Source organism: Chryseobacterium sp. HNCC26DJ240, from assembly GCF_057180485.1.
On the sequence record NZ_JBXUGK010000003.1, the window covers coordinates 436,794 to 457,772 of the forward strand.

Annotated in this window: 15 protein-coding genes; 4 read left to right on the top strand and 11 right to left on the bottom strand. The window is 37.6% G+C overall.

Going from position 1 to position 20,979, the window contains the following annotated elements:
* Positions 1-93 precede the first annotated feature (93 nt).
* The 3 genes from AC2A1G_RS08160 to AC2A1G_RS08170 are packed head-to-tail and all read left to right on the top strand — an operon-like array spanning position 94 to position 3,989.
* Positions 94-2,532 carry an ABC transporter permease gene (locus tag AC2A1G_RS08160; protein ID WP_484046422.1) on the top strand — a complete coding sequence of 813 codons (2,439 nt, stop codon included), beginning with the start codon at positions 94-96 and terminating at the stop codon, positions 2,530-2,532.
* Positions 2,525-2,695, top strand: coding sequence for a hypothetical protein (locus tag AC2A1G_RS08165; protein WP_484046423.1), 171 nt, complete (start codon positions 2,525-2,527; stop codon positions 2,693-2,695). The genes AC2A1G_RS08160 and AC2A1G_RS08165 overlap by 8 nt, the downstream gene beginning before the upstream one ends.
* A 7-nt stretch (positions 2,696-2,702) precedes the next feature.
* On the top strand, positions 2,703-3,989 hold the full coding sequence (locus AC2A1G_RS08170) for a TolC family protein (protein WP_484046424.1): 1,287 nt from the start codon (positions 2,703-2,705) through the stop codon (positions 3,987-3,989).
* 330 nt (positions 3,990-4,319) lie between these two features.
* On the opposite strand, the gene AC2A1G_RS08175 is transcribed toward AC2A1G_RS08170, so the two are convergent.
* Genes AC2A1G_RS08175 through AC2A1G_RS08200 form a run of 6 tightly spaced genes read right to left on the bottom strand, consistent with a single transcriptional unit; the run spans position 4,320 to position 12,787 of the window.
* On the bottom strand, positions 4,320-5,651 hold the full coding sequence (locus AC2A1G_RS08175; protein ID WP_484046425.1) for a quinol:cytochrome C oxidoreductase: 1,332 nt from the start codon (positions 5,649-5,651) through the stop codon (positions 4,320-4,322).
* 8 nt (positions 5,652-5,659) lie between these two features.
* Positions 5,660-6,358 carry a c-type cytochrome gene (locus tag AC2A1G_RS08180; protein WP_484046426.1) on the bottom strand — a complete coding sequence of 233 codons (699 nt, stop codon included), beginning with the start codon at positions 6,356-6,358 and terminating at the stop codon, positions 5,660-5,662.
* Positions 6,351-6,914, bottom strand: coding sequence for a DUF3341 domain-containing protein (locus AC2A1G_RS08185; protein ID WP_484046427.1), 564 nt, complete (start codon positions 6,912-6,914; stop codon positions 6,351-6,353). The genes AC2A1G_RS08180 and AC2A1G_RS08185 overlap by 8 nt, the downstream gene beginning before the upstream one ends.
* Positions 6,901-8,298, bottom strand: a complete 1,398-nt coding sequence (gene nrfD, locus AC2A1G_RS08190) for an NrfD/PsrC family molybdoenzyme membrane anchor subunit (RefSeq protein WP_056027805.1) — start codon at positions 8,296-8,298, stop codon at positions 6,901-6,903. Before nrfD ends, AC2A1G_RS08185 begins: the two co-directional genes overlap by 14 nt.
* A 26-nt stretch (positions 8,299-8,324) precedes the next feature.
* Positions 8,325-11,396 carry a TAT-variant-translocated molybdopterin oxidoreductase gene (locus tag AC2A1G_RS08195; protein ID WP_484046428.1) on the bottom strand — a complete coding sequence of 1,024 codons (3,072 nt, stop codon included), beginning with the start codon at positions 11,394-11,396 and terminating at the stop codon, positions 8,325-8,327.
* A gap of 23 nt (positions 11,397-11,419) precedes the next feature.
* The gene (locus AC2A1G_RS08200; RefSeq protein WP_484046429.1) at positions 11,420-12,787 is read right to left on the bottom strand and encodes a c-type cytochrome; all 1,368 of its coding nucleotides are present in this window, start codon (positions 12,785-12,787) and stop codon (positions 11,420-11,422) included.
* A 185-nt stretch (positions 12,788-12,972) separates the two neighbouring features.
* Here AC2A1G_RS08200 and AC2A1G_RS08205 point away from each other — a divergent pair, with 185 nt between their 5' ends.
* Positions 12,973-13,506 (top strand): SPOR domain-containing protein, encoded by a 534-nt coding sequence (locus tag AC2A1G_RS08205; RefSeq protein ID WP_484046430.1) that lies wholly within the window; start codon positions 12,973-12,975, stop codon positions 13,504-13,506.
* Positions 13,507-13,563: 57 nt separating this feature from the next.
* On the opposite strand, the gene AC2A1G_RS08210 is transcribed toward AC2A1G_RS08205, so the two are convergent.
* From AC2A1G_RS08210 to AC2A1G_RS08230, 5 genes are all read right to left on the bottom strand, one after another.
* Entirely contained in the window at positions 13,564-14,835 is a 1,272-nt protein-coding gene (locus AC2A1G_RS08210; RefSeq protein ID WP_484046431.1) for a DUF6080 domain-containing protein, read from the bottom strand.
* A gap of 69 nt (positions 14,836-14,904) precedes the next feature.
* Complete coding sequence (locus AC2A1G_RS08215; protein WP_484046432.1) at positions 14,905-16,449, bottom strand: protein adenylyltransferase SelO; 1,545 nt, start codon at positions 16,447-16,449, stop codon at positions 14,905-14,907.
* A gap of 77 nt (positions 16,450-16,526) precedes the next feature.
* A complete protein-coding gene (locus AC2A1G_RS08220) occupies positions 16,527-18,902 on the bottom strand; it encodes a penicillin-binding protein 1A (protein WP_484046433.1) in 2,376 nt (791 codons plus the stop codon).
* 6 nt (positions 18,903-18,908) lie between these two features.
* The gene (locus AC2A1G_RS08225; RefSeq protein WP_484046434.1) at positions 18,909-19,370 is read right to left on the bottom strand and encodes a gliding motility lipoprotein GldH; all 462 of its coding nucleotides are present in this window, start codon (positions 19,368-19,370) and stop codon (positions 18,909-18,911) included.
* On the bottom strand, positions 19,363-20,868 hold the full coding sequence (locus AC2A1G_RS08230) for a PSP1 domain-containing protein (RefSeq protein WP_484046435.1): 1,506 nt from the start codon (positions 20,866-20,868) through the stop codon (positions 19,363-19,365). Before AC2A1G_RS08230 ends, AC2A1G_RS08225 begins: the two co-directional genes overlap by 8 nt.
* Positions 20,869-20,979 lie beyond the last annotated feature (111 nt).

Consider the following 20,979-nt stretch of genomic DNA (forward strand, 5'->3'; position numbering starts at 1 on the left):
AGTTTGATCAGGGGAACTGAAAGTTTTTTAGCGTTGTACTTAGACTTCCATCATCCATCTTCCATCTTCCAACCCAAAAATCACCTTTCAATTATGCTCAAAAACTGGCTCAAAATAGCATTCATCAATTACAGAAAAAACTGGCTTTCCACCATCATCAATATTTTAGGATTGAGTGTTGGTCTGTGTGTTTTCCTGTTAATTTTCATCCACTGGCAGGACGAAAAATCCTATGAAGAATGGAATCCCAATAAAGACAATATCTACCTTGTGGAAAACGGAAATGCTTCATTCGGAATGATGGTCGTTTCGAGCTTTCCCGAACTCACTGTTTCTAAAGAAAAATTTTCGGAGATTGAAGATTTTGCCATCGCCAACCTTTGGGGAAATTACAAAATCCGTCTGATGTCGGAAGGCAAATCGGCATTTGTTTCATCCTGCAGGGCTTCGGATTCTTTTTTTGATTTTTTCCCAATGGAAAAAGTGGCAGGCAGCCTGAAAAATGCGATCAGCGACAAGTCAAAAATTGCAATTTCAGAAGAAACCGCTAAAACACTTTTTGGGGACGAGTATAAAAACTGTATCGGCAAAACCATAACGCTCGACGAATCGAATGCACAGCCTATGATTGTAACGGCAGTTTATAAAAATCCTGAAAGCAACAGCGTTTTTAAACCAGGTTTTGTAATGCGGAATCCTGCTTTGGATAATCCCGGCGAATCTAATCTTCAATGGACAAACTACAGCTACGTAGGATATTTTAAACTGAAACCGGGAACTGACGTCGCCCATCTGGAGAAAAAACTTTCAGACCAACAGTCTGCACAGGAAAAAATTGCTTCAGAGAAATGGGGAGAAAAATATGATGAGAAAAACCGTGCTGTAGTACATCTCACACCCATCAGCAAAATGAAGCTCGATGCCAAAAGTGAAGGCGTAGAAAAAGGCGACAAAAAATCGCTGGTGATTTTATTGAGTTTATCTGCTTTGATTTTACTCCTTTCGGGAATCAATCTGATTAATTTAAAAACAGCTCAGGCTTCCCAGAGAGCTAAAGAAGTGGGGGTAAGAAAAGTAATTGGCAGCACAAAAACGAAATTGATTATGCAGTTTCTGCTGGAGACTTTTGTGATATGTTTTGTGGCGTATATCATTGCTTTCGCTATGGTTGAGCTGCTGTTACCAACTTACAATAAGTTTTTGGGTAAGGAAATCAAACTCAACGACCCGCGTCTCTATGTTTACACAGGATTATTGCTTCTTGTCTTTTCTTTGGTTTCAGGATTAATTCCGGCACTTTATCTCTCCAATTTCAAACCAATCAATACCCTGAAAGGTAATTTTGCAAGAAGCCGACACGGTGTCTGGCTGAGAAATTCTATCCTTGCCATGCAACTGGTCATTTCTTCATTCTTTATTATTTGCTCAATGATTATCCACACGCAGGTTAATTTTATGATGAATAAAGATTTAGGATTTAAAGGCGATCAGGTGATCAGACTTCAATTCAAAAAAAGTGATTGGAACAACGACTATAATTTCAGGAAATACATCAGACTGAAAAATGAAGTTTCAAAAATCGCAGGTGTAGAAGAGATTACAGGCTCAGTTTTTAATATTGGAAATGGCCTGGTTAATCAGTCATCTGTAAAAAAAGCGACGGATACTACCAAAAGCATTGGCTCTGTAGGCGTTGGCGGTGTAGATTATAATTTTTTCAGATTTTATAAAATGAAATTTGTTGCCGGAAGGGATTTAGATTTAAGATATGCTTCCGATACGATTTCGGGTACGATTGCCAACGAAACATTCGTAAAAGAAATGGGTTGGAATCCATCCCAGGCATTAGGTAAAGAAGTGTTACCTGGCTGGGAAGAGAAGAAAAAATATAAAATAATCGGAGTTGTAAAAGACTTTTATGTGACTGGTGTAGATAAACCTGTAAGTCCGATCCTGATGTTTAACTTCGACAGAAACTGGTCTAAAAATAATGTGCAGAATCTTCAGATAAAACTTTCCGGCAATGACATCAACGGAACTCTGGAACGCATCAAAGAATTCTGGCTTACAGAAGTGGAGCCCGGTTATCCTTACGAATATGAATTTGTAGATAAACAGTTTGCCAAAACATTCGATAAATTCACAAAACAGCAGACCTTGTTCACTACTTTAAATATCGTGGTTTTGGTCATCGCTTTGCTGGGACTATTCGCTTTGTCCTCGTTATTAATCGAGCAAAAACTAAAAGATGTCGCCATCAAAAAAACATTAGGTGCAGACGAGAAAGCCATTGTCTGGGATCTGACGAAAAGATTTTTGCTGATCTGCTTTCTTGCAGTGGTTTTAAGCATTCCGATGAGTTACTATGCAATGAATGAATGGCTGAAAGACTTTGCCTACAGAATTGATATGCCTGTCTGGCCCTACGTTTTAAGTTTGTTTTTACTTTTAATTTTAACTTTTGTAGTGGTGAGTTTTAAAGCCTACCGTGCTACAAAAATCAATTTGGTTAAATATCTGAAATATGAGTAAGAGTGGGAAGATGGAAGGTGGAAGATGGAAGCTGGAAGGTGGGAGCTGGGAGTTGGAAGGTGGGAGCTGGGAGCTGGGAGTTGGAAGGTGGGAGCTGGGAGTTGGAAGATGGGTGTTTTCGCTTACAAACCCGCAACTTCATCAGTTAAACATTCAACAATAAAAAAGCAATGAAAAAACTATTCTTCATATTAATTATAAATCTTTTTCCGGCGCAGGAAACATGGACGTTGCAGCAATGTCTTGATTATGCTTCGTCCAGCCATCCGTTGATTAAGCAATCTACAGTCAACATCAGAAAAAATGACCAGCAGATTTTAGCTGCCAAAGGAATGCTTTTGCCCTCTATTGATGCCGGTGTAAGTCACAATTATAATTTTGGAAACGGTATTAACCCTCAAAATAACCAGCGTGAGGCTATTAATACACAAAGTGACAATTTTTATGCTCAGGCTAATTGGGAGTTACTGAACTGGAGAAATTTCCTCAATATTTCTTTATCTAAAATTAATAAAGAAAGTTCTACTTACAGATTGAAACAGACACAGAATGAGGTTAAAATGAATGTGATTCAGATGTTTTTTTCCTATCAAAACAACAAAAGTTGGCTGGAAGTTCTGCAGACCCAACTTTCGGGAATTCAGGATCAGATTAAACGGACAGAAAAAGAAGTTGAAATCGGAAACCGGCCGAAAAGTGATATTTACGACATCAAAGCAAATCTCGGAACAATGCAGGAACAATGGGTTTCAGCAAAAAACGCAAGAGATCTTTCCAAAATTAATCTTCTGAATGCACTGGCGATTACAAGTGATACTTTGGAATTTGTAATGACTGAAGAAAATCCGGCTGAAATCAGCTTTGAAGAAACCAATTTCGTGACCAGTCTTTTGGAAAAAAATCCGGCTTATCTGGCAGTTTTAAATGAAATAAAAGCGCAGCAAAAAAATGTTGATATTGCGAAATCCGCTTACTTACCAACTTTAAACGGATCATACACATGGTCAAGTTTCTACAACAAAACGTTGGGACAATTTGCTGATTCTTTCCCGCAACAGTTTAACAGAAATAAAAATCAGCAGTTATATTTTGGTTTAAATATTCCGGTTTTCAACAAATTACAGGTAAAAACCAATGTGGAAATTGCAAAATTGAATACTATCAATGCAACCTATGAAAAAGATTTGATTGTAAATGATTTAACGAAAAGCATCAATTCAATCAAAGCACAGTATATGAATGCTCAGGAAAAGTATCATCTCTTGGAAGTCAATTTTGATAATCAGAGGTTGTCTTTTCAAAAATCTGAAGAGAAGTATAAAGAGGGTCTGATGGATGCCTACACTTTTTTTGTAGTGCGAAACGGATGGCTTCAGGCAAATTATAATTTAATCAATAGTAAAAATGAAGTAATGCTGCAGACAGAATTACTCAGGATTTTTCAATTAGGATTTTAAAAGTTTTTATATTGTTTCAATTTTATCCTTTCGGAGTTTTACTTTGAAGGGATTTTTTTATTTTCGAATAATGGCAAGTTTATAAAAATAAAAACAATCGGTTCGCTTATTTTATTTTTTTGCCACAAATGCCCAAATGAGTTTTGTGTGTAGAAACTTAAAAGTCGTGCGTTTGTTGCTTTTAAAATTGAATTCTATGGCAGTGAGGATGGTTTAAAGATTGAACTGAATCATCACAAATTCCAGTATTCATCTCCTAGATTCCATCTTCCAACAAAAAAAGACCGATCCGAAGACCAGTCTTTTGTAATTTTATTCTGTAACGAAACCTTAGAAAGGATATTCGTAAATTTCAGATTCGTGTAGGTAAGGGTTACCTGTAGGAATTAATTTCAGTTTAGATAATGCTGAAAGCACTGTAAACATAAATAATCCAACTACAAATAATACCGCTCCGGCTACCAATAATAGCAATTCAGGTGTTTTCCAGAATGGACCCACTGTTCCCGGCATTACCATGTTGAAATAATCCAAAAGGTGACCGAAGATTACGATACAAGCCATTGTAGTTACCACTTTGTAATTTCTCTTGATGCTGCTGCTCACCAATACCAATAAAGGTAAAAGGAAGTTGAATACCAACATCGGTAAGAAAGTAGGAGAATAGTGCTGGAATCTTCCGAAGAAGTAATTTACCTCTTCCGGAATGTTTGCGTACCAGTATAACATGAACTGTGCAAACCATGTATACGTCCAAAGTAAACTTGTTGCGAAAAGGAATACCCCTAAATCATGTAAGTGATTGTCATTAAACTGTGGAAGGAAACCATTTTTCTTAAGATAAACACTTAGTAAAATAATAACCGCTACACCACTTGAAAGACAGCTTACCATTGAATACCAGATATACATTGTAGAATACCAGTGAGGGTCAATAGACATCAACCAGTCCCAAGCCCACGCTGCAGAAGCAAATCCGAAGAATGCGATGTAACCAACTGCCCATCTGTAAAGGAACTGATACTCAACCAAAGATTTTGTATCGTCTACTTTTTTAGACTGAGCTTTCAGTTTCCAAGCAAAGAATGATGCTCCTAAAACATAAATAAATGTTCTTACTGCGTAGAAAGGAATATTAAGGAAAATTTTCTTTTCAAATAATATTACATCAAAATGTGCAGATTTTGGGTCTGTTAAATCCGGATCCATCCAGTGGAATAAATGCCCTTGGTGGAAGATGTTTAATAGCATAATCACGATTAGGATTGCTCCACCGTAAGGAATGTATGAAGCAATAGCTTCCATTACTCTCGTGATGATAATTGGCCATCCTGCATGAGCTGCATGCTGAATACAGTAGAAAAACAATACTGCAGCACTGATTCCGAAGAAAAATACAGCTACAAAATGAATAGATGCCAATGGTGAGTTGTGAATCTGCATTGTTGCATGCTCAAGGTGAGCTTCGTGATCCTGAGGACCCACCTGCTGACTTGAATGCGTAGGTGCATCATGACCTGAAGCATGTACTGCTTCCATCATGTGTTCTATTTTCTCAGTAGATAAACCGCTATTCATGAAATAACCGGCTGCGAAAAGAACCAAACCTACAACAAGAAGTATGAGAGAAGTTGATTTTAATTTTGGTGAAAAACTATACATTTCTTTTCTTATTTTTTAGTTTCAGTAGATTCAGTAGTTGCTGCTGGTGTAGCCGCCGGAGTTGCTGCAGGTGCCGGTGCTCCTTTTTTGAAAGCATTCATCACATACATTGCCACTCTCCATCTGTCGCCAGGGTTTAGCTGTCCAGCATAAGATCCCATGGCATTTCTACCGTTTGTTAATACATAATGCACAGATCCTACAGTGATTTCTCTGTCTGCATAATTTGGTACACCAGAATAAGCACCGCTCTGAACGATTGGCCCTTGCCCGTCGCCACCTGGGCCGTGACATGCAGCACAGGTACGCTCAAATAAGAATTTTCCTCTTTCGAGATCCTTTTCAGCATTTGCAGGATTCAAAGGTGATGCATTTACTGTTTTAGCAGCATCATAACCAGCGTTGTATTCGTCAGGATTTTTCGGAAGTTTACCTTCAGCGAAAACACCGTCTTTATTCTGAGCAACTGAACCTTCTACAGGAGAAAGACCTGTTGCACCGTTATTTTTTACAAAAGCAGGAATTTCATTTTCATGATCTGAATAAGCATCCTGAGCCTTCATCAAAGGATCATAAGCCACAGGAAAATACATATCCGGGAAATATACCAAAGGTGTATTATCTTTCGGTCCACAAGAAGTAAACAATACTGCTGAAAGACCCAAAACGGCTGTGATTTTTAAAATATTATTCTTCATCTTAAGCATCTTTTACAGTTATTTCTTTTTCTTCCGTCTCAGTATGAAGATTTTTTACAGTAATTTCTTCTACACCAGTTTCAATAAGAAGCTGTTTCACAGATTCCACATCGTCTGTTACAAATTCCATTAAGAATTTATCATCAGTAGTTCTTGGATCAGGATTCTGTGCCGGAGCTCCAGGATACATTTTATTTCTTACAAAGAAAGTTAATGACATCATGTGAGCAGTACAGAAAACCATCAATTCAAACATCGGGTCGATGAAAGCCGGGAAGTTGTTTACCCATGTGAATGCCGGCTTACCACCGATATTCTGTGGCCAGTCGTGGTTCATGATGTACCATGATAAAGTAATACCAATGGTTACACCATAAAGTGCGAAGATAAATGCGGCATCAGAAATTCTTGTTTTCTTTAATCCCAAAGCTTTATCAAGGCCGTGAACAGGGAAAGGAGTATAAACTTCGTTTATAGAGATCCCTTTATCGTTGAATGCTTTAACGCCGTTCATTAAATCGTCGTCATCAGCATAAAGTCCGTATACAATTTTAGTGGTGCTCATCTCCTTCTTTTACTTTATAGGTTTCACCTGAAATTTTTAAGATACTCTTCAATTCAGCCTGTGCAATTACAGGGAATGTTCTTGCATATAATAAGAATAATACAGAGAAGAATCCGATTGTTCCTAAATATACTCCAACGTCAATAATGGTTGGTTTAAACATCGTCCAAGATCCTGGAAGGTAATCTCTCGAAAGGTTGATTACAATGATGTCAAAACGCTCAAACCACATACCGATGTTGATAATTAAAGCAATAATAAATGTAGCAATAATGTTTGTTCTTACTCTCTTGAACCAGAATAATGCAGGAACAACAAGGTTACAGATAATCAATGCCCAGAATGCCCACCAGTAAGGTCCTACTGCAGCACCCGGAGAAAGATAAGTAAAGTCTTCATATCTTGAACCAGAATACCATCCGATGAAATATTCAGTTGCATAAGCTACAGTTACCATACCACCTGTCAATACGATTACGATGTTCATAATTTCGATATGATACATTGTGATGTAGTCTTCAAGGTGACATACTTTTCTTGCGATTAACAAAAGCGTCTGTACCATTGCAAATCCTGAGAAGATCGCACCCGCAACGAAGTAAGGAGGATAGATCGTAGAGTGCCATCCTTTAATAACTGAAGTTGCGAAGTCAAATGATACCGTAGTGTGTACCGAGAATACAAGTGGAGTTGCCAAACCTGCCAAAACCAAAGATACTTCTTCAAATCTCTGCCAGTGTTTTGCTTTTCCACCCCATCCGAAAGATAGTAATGTATAGATTTTTTTAGTCCAAGGCGTTTTTGCTCTGTCTCTGATCATTGCAAAGTCAGGAATCAAACCTATGAACCAGAATACTGTAGATACAGAGAAGTAAGTAGAGATTGCAAATACATCCCAGAATAGAGGTGAGTTGAAGTTGGTCCAAAGTGTACCAAACTGGTTAGGAAGAGGGAATACCCAATATCCTACCCAAACTCTACCCATGTGAATTACCGGGAACAAAGCTGCCTGTACAACCGCAAAGATCGTCATCGCCTCTGCAGATCTGTTTACAGACATTCTCCATCTCTGTCTAAATAATAATAATACTGCTGAGATCAGCGTACCGGCGTGACCAATACCTACCCACCATACGAAGTTGGTAATATCCCAACCCCAGTTAATAGTTCTGTTAAGCCCCCATGACCCAATACCTGTTCCGATAGTGTATGCGATACAGCCAAATCCGTAGATGAATAGAACTAAGGCTGCATATAGTGATACCCACCATAGTTTTCCTGCTCTTTCTTCTATAGGTCTTGCAATATCTTCAGTGATATCGTGATAAGTTTTGTGACCAATAATTAGAGGTTCTCTTATCGGAGCTTCGTAATGTCCTGACATTTTTTACCTATTTATTATTTATAACTTTATTTTTCTACTCTGTTTCTTACTTTAGCATGATAGAACACGTTTGGTTTTGTGCCGATCTCTTCAAGTAAATGATATCTTCTGTTGCTGGAATATAATTTTCTAACTTCAGACTCTTTGTCATTCATGTCTCCAAACGTCATTGCTCCGGTAGAACAAGCAGCAGCACAAGCACAAGAATTTTTAAATTCAGTGTCTGTTACTCTTCTGTTCTCTCTCTTCGCAGCTAGAATTGTAGCCTGAGTTTCCTGGATACACATAGAACATTTCTCCATTACCCCTCTCGTTCTTACAACAACATCCGGGTTCAATACCATTCTTCCTAAATCATTGTTTTGATTAAAATCAAAACGGTCATTTAAGTTATAAGTAAACCAGTTGAAACGTCTTACTTTATAAGGACAGTTGTTTGCACAATATCTTGTACCGATACATCTGTTATAAGCCATGTGGTTTTGTCCCTGCTTACCGTGTGAAGTCGCCGCTACCGGACAAACAGTTTCACAAGGTGCGTGGTTACAGTGCTGACACATTACCGGCTGGAAGATTACGTCAGGATTTTCTGCTGGATTCTCTAAAGATCCTTCGATTCCAAGAACTTTGCTTCCGTACAATTCAGGAACAGCTTTTCCTTGAGCTAAACCATCATAAACAGTTAAAGTATCTTTTGAAGAATAGTAACGGTCAATTCTCAACCAATACATATCTCTGGACATTCTGATTTCTTCTTTTCCTACTACAGGAACGTTGTTTTCAGCCTGACAAGCGATGATACATGCACCACAACCCGTACAAGAGTTCAAGTCAACAGATAAGTTGAAGTGAGGTCCGTCTGTATCGTCGAAAGCATCCCAAAGGTCAATTTTACCTGCTGGAAGTGCTCCACTGATCGTGTGATATTCCAAAGGCTTGTTCCATCCACTGTGCTCATCATCGAAAGGTACATTGATGAAATCTGCCAAAGGTACTTCTTTTGCGATTTCGTAACGACCCATTAAAGTATTTTGAAGCTGTACTCCGGCAAACTCGTGGTCTTCTCCTGTCTTTTCAATTTTAATACCTGAAACAACAAGGTTTGAACCGTCGAATAAAGGGTAAGCATTCACTCCTGTATCAGCAGTTGCTCCTGAGTTTTTCTTACCGTAACCAAGCGCAAGACCTACAGATCCTTCTGCCTGACCTGGCTGTACGAATACAGGAACGTTTTCTAATTTTACTCCGTTTACTGTAAGGGTTACTAAAGAACCGTCCAGCTGCATTCTAGCATTAAGATCATTTTTAATCTCAAATTTGTCAGCATCTTTAGGAGAAATAGTAAGGTAGTTATCCCAAGACATTCTTGTAATAGGATCCGGTAATTCCTGCAACCAAGGGTTGTTTGCCTGAGTTCCGTCTCCCATCGCAGTCTTGGTATACAATACCAATTCTAATTCAGCAGGTTTGAAGTTTCCTAATTCAGCTAATGCCTGACCAGCGTTTCCGCCAGCGTAAGAAAGCATTGTTGCGTTAGAAGAAGCTACAAAACCGTTGTATAAAGCTTTGTTGAATGAAGTTCCTCCTAAAAGTGAACCTGCATTTGCTTTTAAATAATCGTAATAGTTATTGGCAGCATTGTTTTTTCCATTTTTCCAAACCAATAAAGATTCTTCAATCTGTCTTGATTTGTAGATTTTCTGGATTGTTGGCTGCATTAATGTATAAGCACCTGTCTGAGGTTCCATATCTCCCCAAGATTCCAACCAGTTGGCTACAGGAATTACAGCTTTCGCTGCTTTATACATTTCGTTTTTCTTGTCGGCAACAGCAACGATATACGGTACTTTTGCCAAAGATTTTTTGAAATCCTGACCTTTGTGGTAAGAATAAATCGGATCTACATTGTTTGTGATTAAAACACCAACCTGTCCACCGTTTACCCATCCTAAGAAATCTTCAAATTTTGCTTTGTCAAATTCTTTCAGGAAGTTTGCCTTACCAGTGAAAGCAACAGAACCTAATTTTTGGTTGATTAAGTGAGCTAAAACCTGAGCCGCTTTAGAACCGTCAGCAAATACAACAGCTTTGCTTCCTTTAGCCTGAAGTTCTTTTACGATTTCTGCCGCAGTTTTATCAGCCGGAGCAGTTCCTCCAACGATAGCGTTGTAAACTTCTACCAAAGTTTTGTTTACCGCACTTGGCTTTAATCTGTATCTTGAATCGGCGTTAGCACCAGTCAAAGACATATTAGATTCAACCTGAATGTGTCTCAACATTGTTGCTCCAGGAGTTCTAGCAGAAGCATAAGAAGTTTCAAGGCTTGAAGCATTAAAATCTCCTAGGAAATCTGCCTGGAAAGCTACTACCAATTCTGAACCTTTAAGGTCATAAACCGGTAAAGCTCTTGTTCCGAATACTTCCTGAGCAGCATCTAATGCTGCATTGTGAGGGAAAGCATCGTAAGTTACCAACTCTGCAGTCGGATATTTAGCTTTAAATTCAGCAAATAATTTTTTGAAAGTAGGCGAAGCGAAAGACTGAGATAAAAGAACAATCTTTTTACCTGAAGCCTGAGCCTCGTTTAATCCTTTAATAACGAAATCATCAACTTTATCGAAAGTTTCGTCTTTCCCGTCAAGTTTCGGTTGCTTTACTTTATCATTGTCGTACAATGAAAGTACAGCTGCCTGAGCTCTTGCGTTAGTTTTACCTAAATCGCCAGCTGCCGGGTTTGGATCAATTTTGATTGGTCTTCCTTCTCTTGTTTTTACTAAAACGCTGGCGAAATCGAAACCGTCAAAATAGGTTGAAGCGTAGTAATTTGGAACCCCAGGAATAATATCGTGTGGTTTGACTACATAAGGAATCGTTTTGATTACCGGAGCTTCACAAGCTGCCAACGTAACCGCTGCAGTTGAGAAACCTAAAAGTTTTAAGAAATCTCTTCTGGTTGTACTTGCATCGCTGGTTTCCGCTTTGTCGAGAAAATCTTCTACCGGAATTTCTTCCTGGAACTCTTTAAGAGCCAACTTACCGTTTAAGGCAGGGTCTTTAAGTTCGTGAATACTTCTGAATTGTATTTTATTTGAAGCCATTTATACTTCTAATTTTTTAGTTATTAATAATGACATTTACCGCACTCAAGACCTCCAATTGCATCTACCGTGATCTTACCGCCATCCTGAGGATATTGCTTTTTCAACTTATCGTGTAGATTTTTGAAGTAATCTTTATTATAACCGTTGGTCATATCTATTTCTGTAGTTCTGTGACACTCGATACACCATCCCATTGTGAAATCATTAGCCATCTGCACGACGTTCATAGTATCAATTTTACCGTGACATGCTTTACAGACTACATCGATTTTGTTATCAGGATTTTTCTTGTTGAAAGAATTGATGATTGCTTTTTCACCAGCCACAACGTGCTGAGAGTGGTTGAAGTAAACGAAATCCGGCATATTGTGAATTCTCGTCCATTCTACAGGAGTTGTTTTACCTGTGTATTGCTGTGTAGCAGGATCCCAACCGGTAGCAGCATAAATTTTCTGGATTTCTCCGTCATAGAATGCTTTATCTTTTCCTGGCTCCATGTAATGATCTTTGTTGTACTCAGAAATAGTTCTGTGACAGTTCATACAAACGTTCATTGAAGGGATTTCAGAAACCTTACCGTATTTTGCACTTGAGTGACAAAGCTGACAGTCGATTTTCTGTTCTCCAGCGTGAATTTTGTGAGAGAAATAGATAGGTTGTTCCGGCTTGTATCCTTTGTAAACACCAATCCACATTACCCAGTTCCAAACACCGTAAGCAGCAAGGATTGCCAGAATTGCAAGAAGTCCTTTACCCACCATGTGGTATTTTTCGTAGATTTCGCTGAAAGATTTTACTTTAGACTGATTGTAATCAGATAATTCGTCAGACTGACCCAGTTTTACCAACTGTCTCAATTTAAGCAAGATCCAAACTAAAAGTCCGGCAATTGCCAAAAGAGAAATAATCATGATTGTGGTTACGCTTTTGTCAACAGGGGCAGCAGCTGCTGTTCCGTTTGCATTGGCTGCGCCAGCACCTGCTTCAGCTTTTGGCTCTTCTGCAGGAGGATTGGTTGTATAAGCTAAAATATCATCAATATCCTTATCTGTAAGATTCGGAAACTGTAACATTTCAGTTTTGTTAAACTTTTCAAAAACTTCATTAGCATACTTGTCGCCTGAAGCTCTAAGTGCCTTGTTGTCTTTAATCCACTTGTGAAGCCAATCTGTATCTAAACCTTGTTCAGTTTTCAGTCTGTCTACAACGCCTTTCAAATCAGGTCCGATAACCTGTTTTCCCAACGCGTGACATGCTGTACAGTTTGCCTTAAAAAGCTTCTCACCATTTTTAGGATCGCCGTCTTGCCCGTAAATTGAAGCACTTGTTGATAGCAATAAACCTATCGCAATCAGCCCTTTTTTATAATGCTTTCTCCAACTAATCATTTAAATTATCTTATGTTAGTAAATATTGAATATGTAATCAATTCCGCAAAAATAAGATTTTTAAGAAGATTTTAACGACTGCTGTAAAAGGGAAAATGTCATTTCAGTTTAATTTGTAACTATTCTAAATAACCATGCTTGCTATGTTTTTTATTATTTATAACTTTGCAGAAACAAGGTTTTCAATGAAAAAAATTATTGCTACACTTTCTATTCTTGTATTCTGCGGTATCAACAATATTGATGCACAGCAAGTTGTAAAGAAAGATACAATCTCAGGAACCGAGCTTACCTTAACGATGGATTCCAAAGTTAATGAGGCTTTAGCTAATCTGGAAGAGCGTTGTGAGAAAACTACGTACGGGAAGTCTTTTGAAGATTCCGATAGTGAAGTAAAAAAACCGGCTAAAGTTTATGTTCCGAGCCGTGAACTGACAAAAGCTGAAATCTGTGCAAAAAACCCAAGAATTTTAGGTTTTAAAATTCTTATTACTACTGTAAAATCGAATGAAGAAGCTAATGAAGTAAAGTCCTATTTCAGAAAAAGATTTCCTAATTTGAAAGTGGAAACTGATGCTTCTTTAAGACCAAACTATAAAATTTTAGCAGGAAGTTATTTCTCAAAACAAAGCGCATCAAGTGATTTATCAAGAGTAAGAGAATATTTCAAATCTGCGAATTCCGTTCAGTACAGAATTTTCTGTTCTGAAGCCAAATAAGAAAGATTTATCTGAAAATATAAACGTCTGCAGTGTAAAATTGCAGACGTTTTTTTATTAGTAATATCGGTTTACAAATTCGAAAAATTCTGTCATTCGATAGAAATTATTGAAGCCTAAATAAATAGTCATTATAACGATTGAACAACCTAAAAGTGAAAGCATTTTCGGTTGATTTTTGTATGAGAAAAACAGCCACCCAAGCAACATTGGATATACGAAAACAAAGTGACCACCGTAAATGTAAGAAGTGTGAAGTCCGAATCTGAAAATGCAGTGAATTGCGATGTCAACAGCAAAGGAAATCATCAGGGACTGCACAAGTTTGTTTTTAAAATTCCTAAAATAGCTCCAAAATATAAAAACAAGCAGTAATCCGATGAAGAGATACGGAACAGCAGAAGTATAAACATCCATGAACAAAGCTTTGTAGTAAAAACCCTGCATATTGTGTTTTTCTCTGATAAAAAAGCTCGGAAATAAAATATTTCCACCGAAAAAGTAAGAATAAATCATATCCCAAACCGGAGTGGAATTTACGTTTGAGAACTTTTCGTACTGCTCGCCCGATTTTGAAAGAATATTTTCGTATTTAAAATTGATTCTGTTTAAATAGAGCAACACAAAAACTATACTGGAAATCCCAACCCTCAAAGCAGCAAATCCGAATTTTTTCCAGTTTTTGAAAAGGCCTTTTTCAAATAAAACAGGGATGAAAATTTTAACAATATTCGTAACCGTAAGGCCTCCGACAATACTTGAGCCTAAAACAAGTGAAAGCCCCGAGATTTTACCATCTTTTTTTAGTTTTACTGCTGAATAATAATTGAATGCGGTAAGCAAAAGCAACGTATATGTGTAAGTTTCAGGAGTGAATGATAAAAGAATACACGTTGAAAAAAGACTGAAAAACAGCACCAAAAGTAAATTGACTAAAAGTGGAGTCTGAACAATATTTTTTAAATATTTATAGACCTGAACAATGCTTAAACTCACAATGAAATTGCTGATCCAAACCAGAAAAAGTCTGAATTCCATGCCCATTTTTCCATTGGTGAAAAGGAAAATAAATTCTCTGATCCAGTTAAAAAAATACCACGAAAGCGGGTGTCTTTCAAAACTACCGCCTGTCATTACAATTGCTTTGTTGTCAAAACTAAAATAAGCATCCCAAGGAATTCTGCCGTCGAAGACAATTTTGTAATGCTGTGCCAAAAAAGTTCCGAAAATCCCGTAAGCTGCAAGGAAAAAAATGAAAATTCCCAGTTCTAAAAATGTAGAAGGGAAAATCATTTTAAAAAAATGAATGATTTTTGATTTAATAGACATTCAGTAATATTTCTGCAAAAGTAAGATTTACAAAAATGTTTTACGAAGTCTGATGGTTTAAATTTAAAATTATGAACTGCACGAAAGCATCGAACAGCCCGCCACGCCTTCAAAGCCATCCGGACGCTTAACCGAAAATTCAGGAAATTTTTCTTCGTAAGGGTTTTCCAAAGCGATAATCAGTTTTTCTAGTAAATTTTTTTTGCCTTCTTCCAGTTCTTCGATGCATTGATACAAAAGGTAATTTCTTAAAGTGAACTTCGGATTGTTTTCCTGCATAAGCTTTTTTGATTCCTCGGCAGAAATTGAGTTTTTTGATACTCTTTTTTCATATTCAGATAAAAAAACATTGAATTTTTCAAGATTTTCGTCATCAATCAATCCGTAAGAAATTTTTTGAAGCTTTTCAGATGTTATTTTTTGGTTCAAATGACTTTCAAGTTGGTTAAAAAAGAGTGTGTAATCCAATGAAAGTTCCTGCATCAGGCTTTGCCATTGAGAAAAGAAATCGTCATCGCCGGAAATCAGTTTTTCAAACCCAAATTTTCTGCACAACATTTCATCGTGTTTTGTCCAAAAATAAGTTCCGAATTCGTTTAAAGTTTTCTCTAAAAATTTTTCATCTTCAATCACCTGAAACAACGAATTGGCGAGTTGCCAGAGATTCCACTGTGCAATCTGTCCCTGCTTTCCAAACGAATATCTTCTGCTGGGTAAATCGGTGGTATTTGGAGTGAAATTTAAATCATATTCATCCAACATTGAATAAGGTCCAAAGTCAATACTTAAACCCAAAATTGACATGTTGTCGGTATTCATCACACCGTGTACAAATCCTACGCGATACCATTCAACCATCAAATCTGCCGTTTTTGTGCAAACTGTTTTAAAGAATTCCTGATATTTCTGTTCACCTTCAGATTTTATTTCAGTAAAGTAATTTTCAATGGTAAAATCGAGAAGTTTTTTTAAAGTTTCCGTTTCTTTTTGAGCTGCGAGAAGTTCAAAATGCCCAAATCTCAAAAAACTTTCGGCCGTTCTGATGACTACTGCTCCCTTTTCGTATTGAGGATTTCCGCTGTACATGATGTCGCGAACTACATTTTCTCCCGACAAAGCTAAACTTAAAGCTCTCGTTGTTGGAACTTTTAAATGAAACATGGCTTCACTCATCAGATATTCCCGAACAGATGATCTCAAAACAGCTCTTCCGTCAGCATGTCTTGAATAAGGTGTTGCGCCTGCTCCTTTCCATTGAATTTCAAATTTTTCACCTTCATTATTTTCAATTTCTCCTGCAAAAATGGCACGCCCGTCACCGAGTTGTCCTGCCCAGTTTCCAAACTGATGTCCTGCATAGGCAGTTGCGTAGCTTTTTATATTTTGAGGCAAATCTGTTCCTACGAGAAAATTTAAATCAGACTTTTCATTAAACTGCCCCAAACCGATTTCATCAGATAATTTTTGATTAAATAAAATCATTTCAGGATTCTCAAAACCTGAAGGTTCAACGGTGGAGAAAAGCATTTTTGGTGTCTGTCGCTGCATGGTGTTTCCGGAAAAATCTCCCGGAAACTGTTCTGTGAAAGGTTGTTTTATCTGATTGAGATTCATGGTTCAAAATTAACCAAAAACTTCATAAAAAAAGACCTCCCGATATGGAAGGTCTCTATATTTATAGTTGAGCATTCTTATTTATTAAAGTCGATTTCTTCAGACTTATTCAAATTCTCGTTTACATTTTCTTCTTTTCTGCCAGGCTGTTTGTTATTGTTTTCGGCAGGTCTTGGATTTTTGATCTCGTCGATGGTCTGTAATCCCCCTTCATCGCCATAACCAGTACTTAAGCCTTTAAGATTGGTACATCCGTCTTTCCATTCTGATGGTTTTACGAATTTGTCATCAGGTGAAATTTTCAGAGATTTGTCTGCCCAAACTTTCTTCATATAGATGGCCCAAATTGGCAATGCCATTTTTGCGCCCTGTCCCTCACCTGTTCCTAGGAAGTGTGCGGCTCTGTCTTCCCATCCTACCCATGCTCCAGTAGCTAATTTAGGAGTGATTCCCATAAACCAACCATCTGAGTTATTTTGAGTCGTACCTGTTTTTCCGGCTATTTCTACGGCTTTAGAAATTCCTTTTCTTCCCAATTCGCCAGAAGCTGTTCCGTATTGTGCCACACCTTTCATCAATTCGATCATTGTGTAAGCATAATTAGGATTCATTACTTCTTTAGGTTCTGCATTAATTTCTTTAATTACTCTGTTGTTGGCATCTTCAATCCTCCAGATCATCTCCGGTTTGTTGTAGTTTCCGTAGTTGGCAAAAGTGCTGTAAGCACCCACCATTTCATAAATAGTAATGTCTGATGCACCTAACGCCATTGGCAGACTTGTAGAAATATCCTGAGTTACACCAAGATCTCTTGCTGTTTGAATAACGCTTTGCGTTCCGGCCATTTCAGCCAGTCTTAATGCAACAGGGTTTTGAGAATGTGCCAATGCATCTTTTAAAGTAAGCATTCCTCCTCTTCCTGGTACACTGTAGCTTCCCTTTGTAAATGTAGCATTTGATACTGTTGAGCAAGGGGTCATTCCCAGTTTCATAATTGCAGTTGCATATACGAAAGGCTTGAAGGTAGATCCTACCTGTCTTTTCCCTTGTTTAATATGGTCGTATTGGAAGTGTTGCCAGTCGATACCACCTACCCAGGCTTTAATTTCACCTGTTCCGGGTACTACAGACATTAAACCTGCCTGTGCTACCTGTTTGTGCCATCTGATAGAATCCCAGGGTGACATTTCTACTTCTTCTTCACCATTCCATGTGAATCTTGACATTTTGATTGGTTTGTGGAATTCCATCATAATAGAATCTTCCGGCACATTGTCAGCTTTCAGAAGTTTATATCTTCCGGTGTTTCTCACAGCTTTCATCATGATGTCGTTTATCTGCTCATCGTTAATGTAATAGAAAGGTCTGTTTTTTCTTCTGTTTTGCTCGGCGTCAAATCTTTTCTGAAGATCTGTAAGGTGCTCTCTGATTGATTCTTCTGCGTATTTCTGCATTTTAGAATCCAAAGTAACATAGATTTTTAATCCGTCTTTGTAAAGATTCAGCTTCTTGCCCGTTTCTTTTTCGTAATCATCAAGATATTTGCCGATTTCCTTCTTTAAATAATTTTTAAAATATGCAGAATATCCTTCGGTTACATCTTTAATTGGGTGGTAATCTAAAGAAATTTCAGAGGAAGAAGCTTTGTCATAAGTTGCCTGATCAATGTATTTTGTCTTTAACATTTGATCTAGCACAACATTTCTTCTGCTTTTTGCTCTTTCAGGATTTCTAAGTGGATTATTTGCTGTTGGAGCTTCAAGCATTGCGACAAACATTGCTGATTCCGGCAAGGTTAGCTGAGAAGCACTTTTGTTAAAGTAAATTTTAGAGGCCATTTCGATTCCACTGGCATTATTTCCAAATATGAATTTATTAAAATAAAGCTCAATAATCTCCTGCTTAGTATATCTCTTTTCTAAACTTACAGCCACGACCCATTCTCTCAATTTCTGAAAAGCTCTTTCGATTTTATTCTGAGAAGCTTTTTTAGTGAACAAAAGTTTTGCCAGCTGTTGGGTAATGGTAGATCCACCACCTCTCTCACCTCGGTATGCAATTGCTCTCAAAACAGATTGTAAATCAACCCCTGAATGCTCTGTAAATCTTTCATCTTCTTTAGCGTATAAAGCATAAATCAGATGAGGAGGTAAGTCCTGATAAGTTATAGGCTTGGTTTTTTCTTTTTCAAATTTGCCCAAAACCACACCGTCTGAGGAAATGATTTCTGAAGCAACAAAAATATCGGGATTTTCAAGCTCTTTTACATCCGGCATTTCTCCCAAAAATCCTTGGGAAACTGCAAAGAATAAACCTGAAATTCCTAAAACAACAGCTAAGAAACCAATCCAGACGAATTTTACCCATCTTTTCCAGCCGGTATCTTTCTTTTTTTTAGGCGGAAGCGGAAAAGTTTTTCCTTTGCCTCCGGAAATGTTTTTATTTTCTTCCATGTATGATTACGGTTTTGCCGTTTCTACTTTTATTCCTAAATCTTCAATGCCCTGCAGATTATCATTTCGCATAGCCTGCGTAACATTGATTTCATACTTTCCGTTCTTCGGAAATCTGTAGTTTACTTTATACAGAAACAAAGTTTCTTTTGTATCTCCAAAACCAGTTCCCAGCCACTCACCGTTAGGCTTTGCAAGGATATAATTTAAAGTGTCAACATTACTTTTTTTGGTCTGAAGATCCTTAAAATCAACAATAAACCTGAGGTTGCTGTAAGGATAACTGTCGTTGTTTCTCACAACAAATATAATATTTTTAGGATTTTGATTGTCAGAAATATTCACATTGTATTTCTGCACTGTTTTTCTGTTCCATTTTCCGTTTACGGGATTCATCATGATATCTTCAGACGAAGAACCACAGCTGATGAACAGGGTAAAAACTAATAAACCTAAAAATTTATGCATTATTGTTGTTATTATTGTTGTCTTTTTTTGGAGGATATTTCTTCTTAAAATTCTTTTTATTCGGATTCTGAAGCTTTGGTTTATCAGAATTTACAGCATTTTCAACCTTTTCAACTCTTTCCGGACGTTCTGTTTTTTCAGCATGAACTTTTGGTTGCTGATTTTTTGGAGGTCTTGGATTGTTTTGATTCTGATTGTTCCTGTTCTGTTGATTTCTTCCAGAATTTCTTTCAGAATTTCGCTCATCTGTAGAGCGTTCCGTGCGTTCCGTGCGTTCCGTTCTCTCAGGTCGTTCAGCTCTTTCCGGACGGTCTTGTCTTTCACCGCGAGGCTTATTTTTCGGTCCGTTATTTCTGTTCTGATTGTTGTTTTGACCCTGATTCTGATTACGGTTTCTGTTGTTTCTTCCTTTCTTTTCGAAACGGTCAACACTGTTTTCCTGAATAAGATCTACGGAAGCTACCGCAAGATCCGGAACTTTTAAATCTTCCAAAGGAGGTGCTTTTTCACCTTTTTTGTTTTGAGCAATCAGTTTTTTTACTAAATCGATATCGAAATCATACCAAGCCATTGAATTATCAACGTAGGCAAACCACATTTTCTTTTTGAAAACATCGATTTTTATACAGAAAGCTCTTCCTTTTTCAGTATCTAAAGTAGTTGAAGAAGAAGGGAAGTGGCTTAACGCATCCAAATAACTGTCGAGCTCGTAATTAAGACAACACTTCAATTTTCCACACTGTCCGGCGAGTTTTTGAGGGTTAATACTCAATTGCTGGTATCTCGCAACGTTGGTATTCACAGATCTAAAATCTGTTAACCATGTCGAACAGCATAATTCTCTACCGCAAGACCCGATACCACCCACTTTCGCAGCTTCCTGACGGAAGCCAATCTGCTTCATGTCAATCTTCGTACGGAAAGTAGAAGCGTATTCTTTAATCAAAAGCCTGAAATCTACTCTGCTCTCGGCGGTGTAGTAAAAAGTAACCTTTGAAGAGTCGCCCTGATATTCAACATCAGTAATTTTCATCTCAAGACCAAGTCTGTGAGAGATTTTTCTGGCTTCAACCTTTATCGGTTCTTCTTTTTTTCTGGCTTCCTGCCATACTTCAAGGTCCTTTTGGTTGGCCTGTCTGTATATTTTAAGAGCAACATCTTCGGAAGCTCTCTTTTTTTTCATTTGAATTTTTACCAATTCGCCGGTGAGACTTACTACACCCACATCATGCCCTGGGCTTGATTCTACCGTTACTACGCTACCTATGTGTAAAGGAATACTGTTTACATTTTTAAAAAACGCTTTCCTCTCATTTTTGAATCTAACTTCTACATAATCACATCGTTCTGATGTAGGATTTTGCACATTAGACAACCAGTCGAAAACACTTAATTTATAACTATTACCACAGGTATTTACATTTTCGCAGCCACTCGCGGTTTTTTTAGGTCCGCAAGAGTGGGTAGAATCGCCGGACGTTTTACATCCACAACTCATATATTGTATATTAATTTAATCTGCAAATTTATCGATTTTTATTTTTACATAATTCCAAAAATAACAATTATTATAGATGTTAAATGTTTAAGTTTAAACGGAGGCGCAATT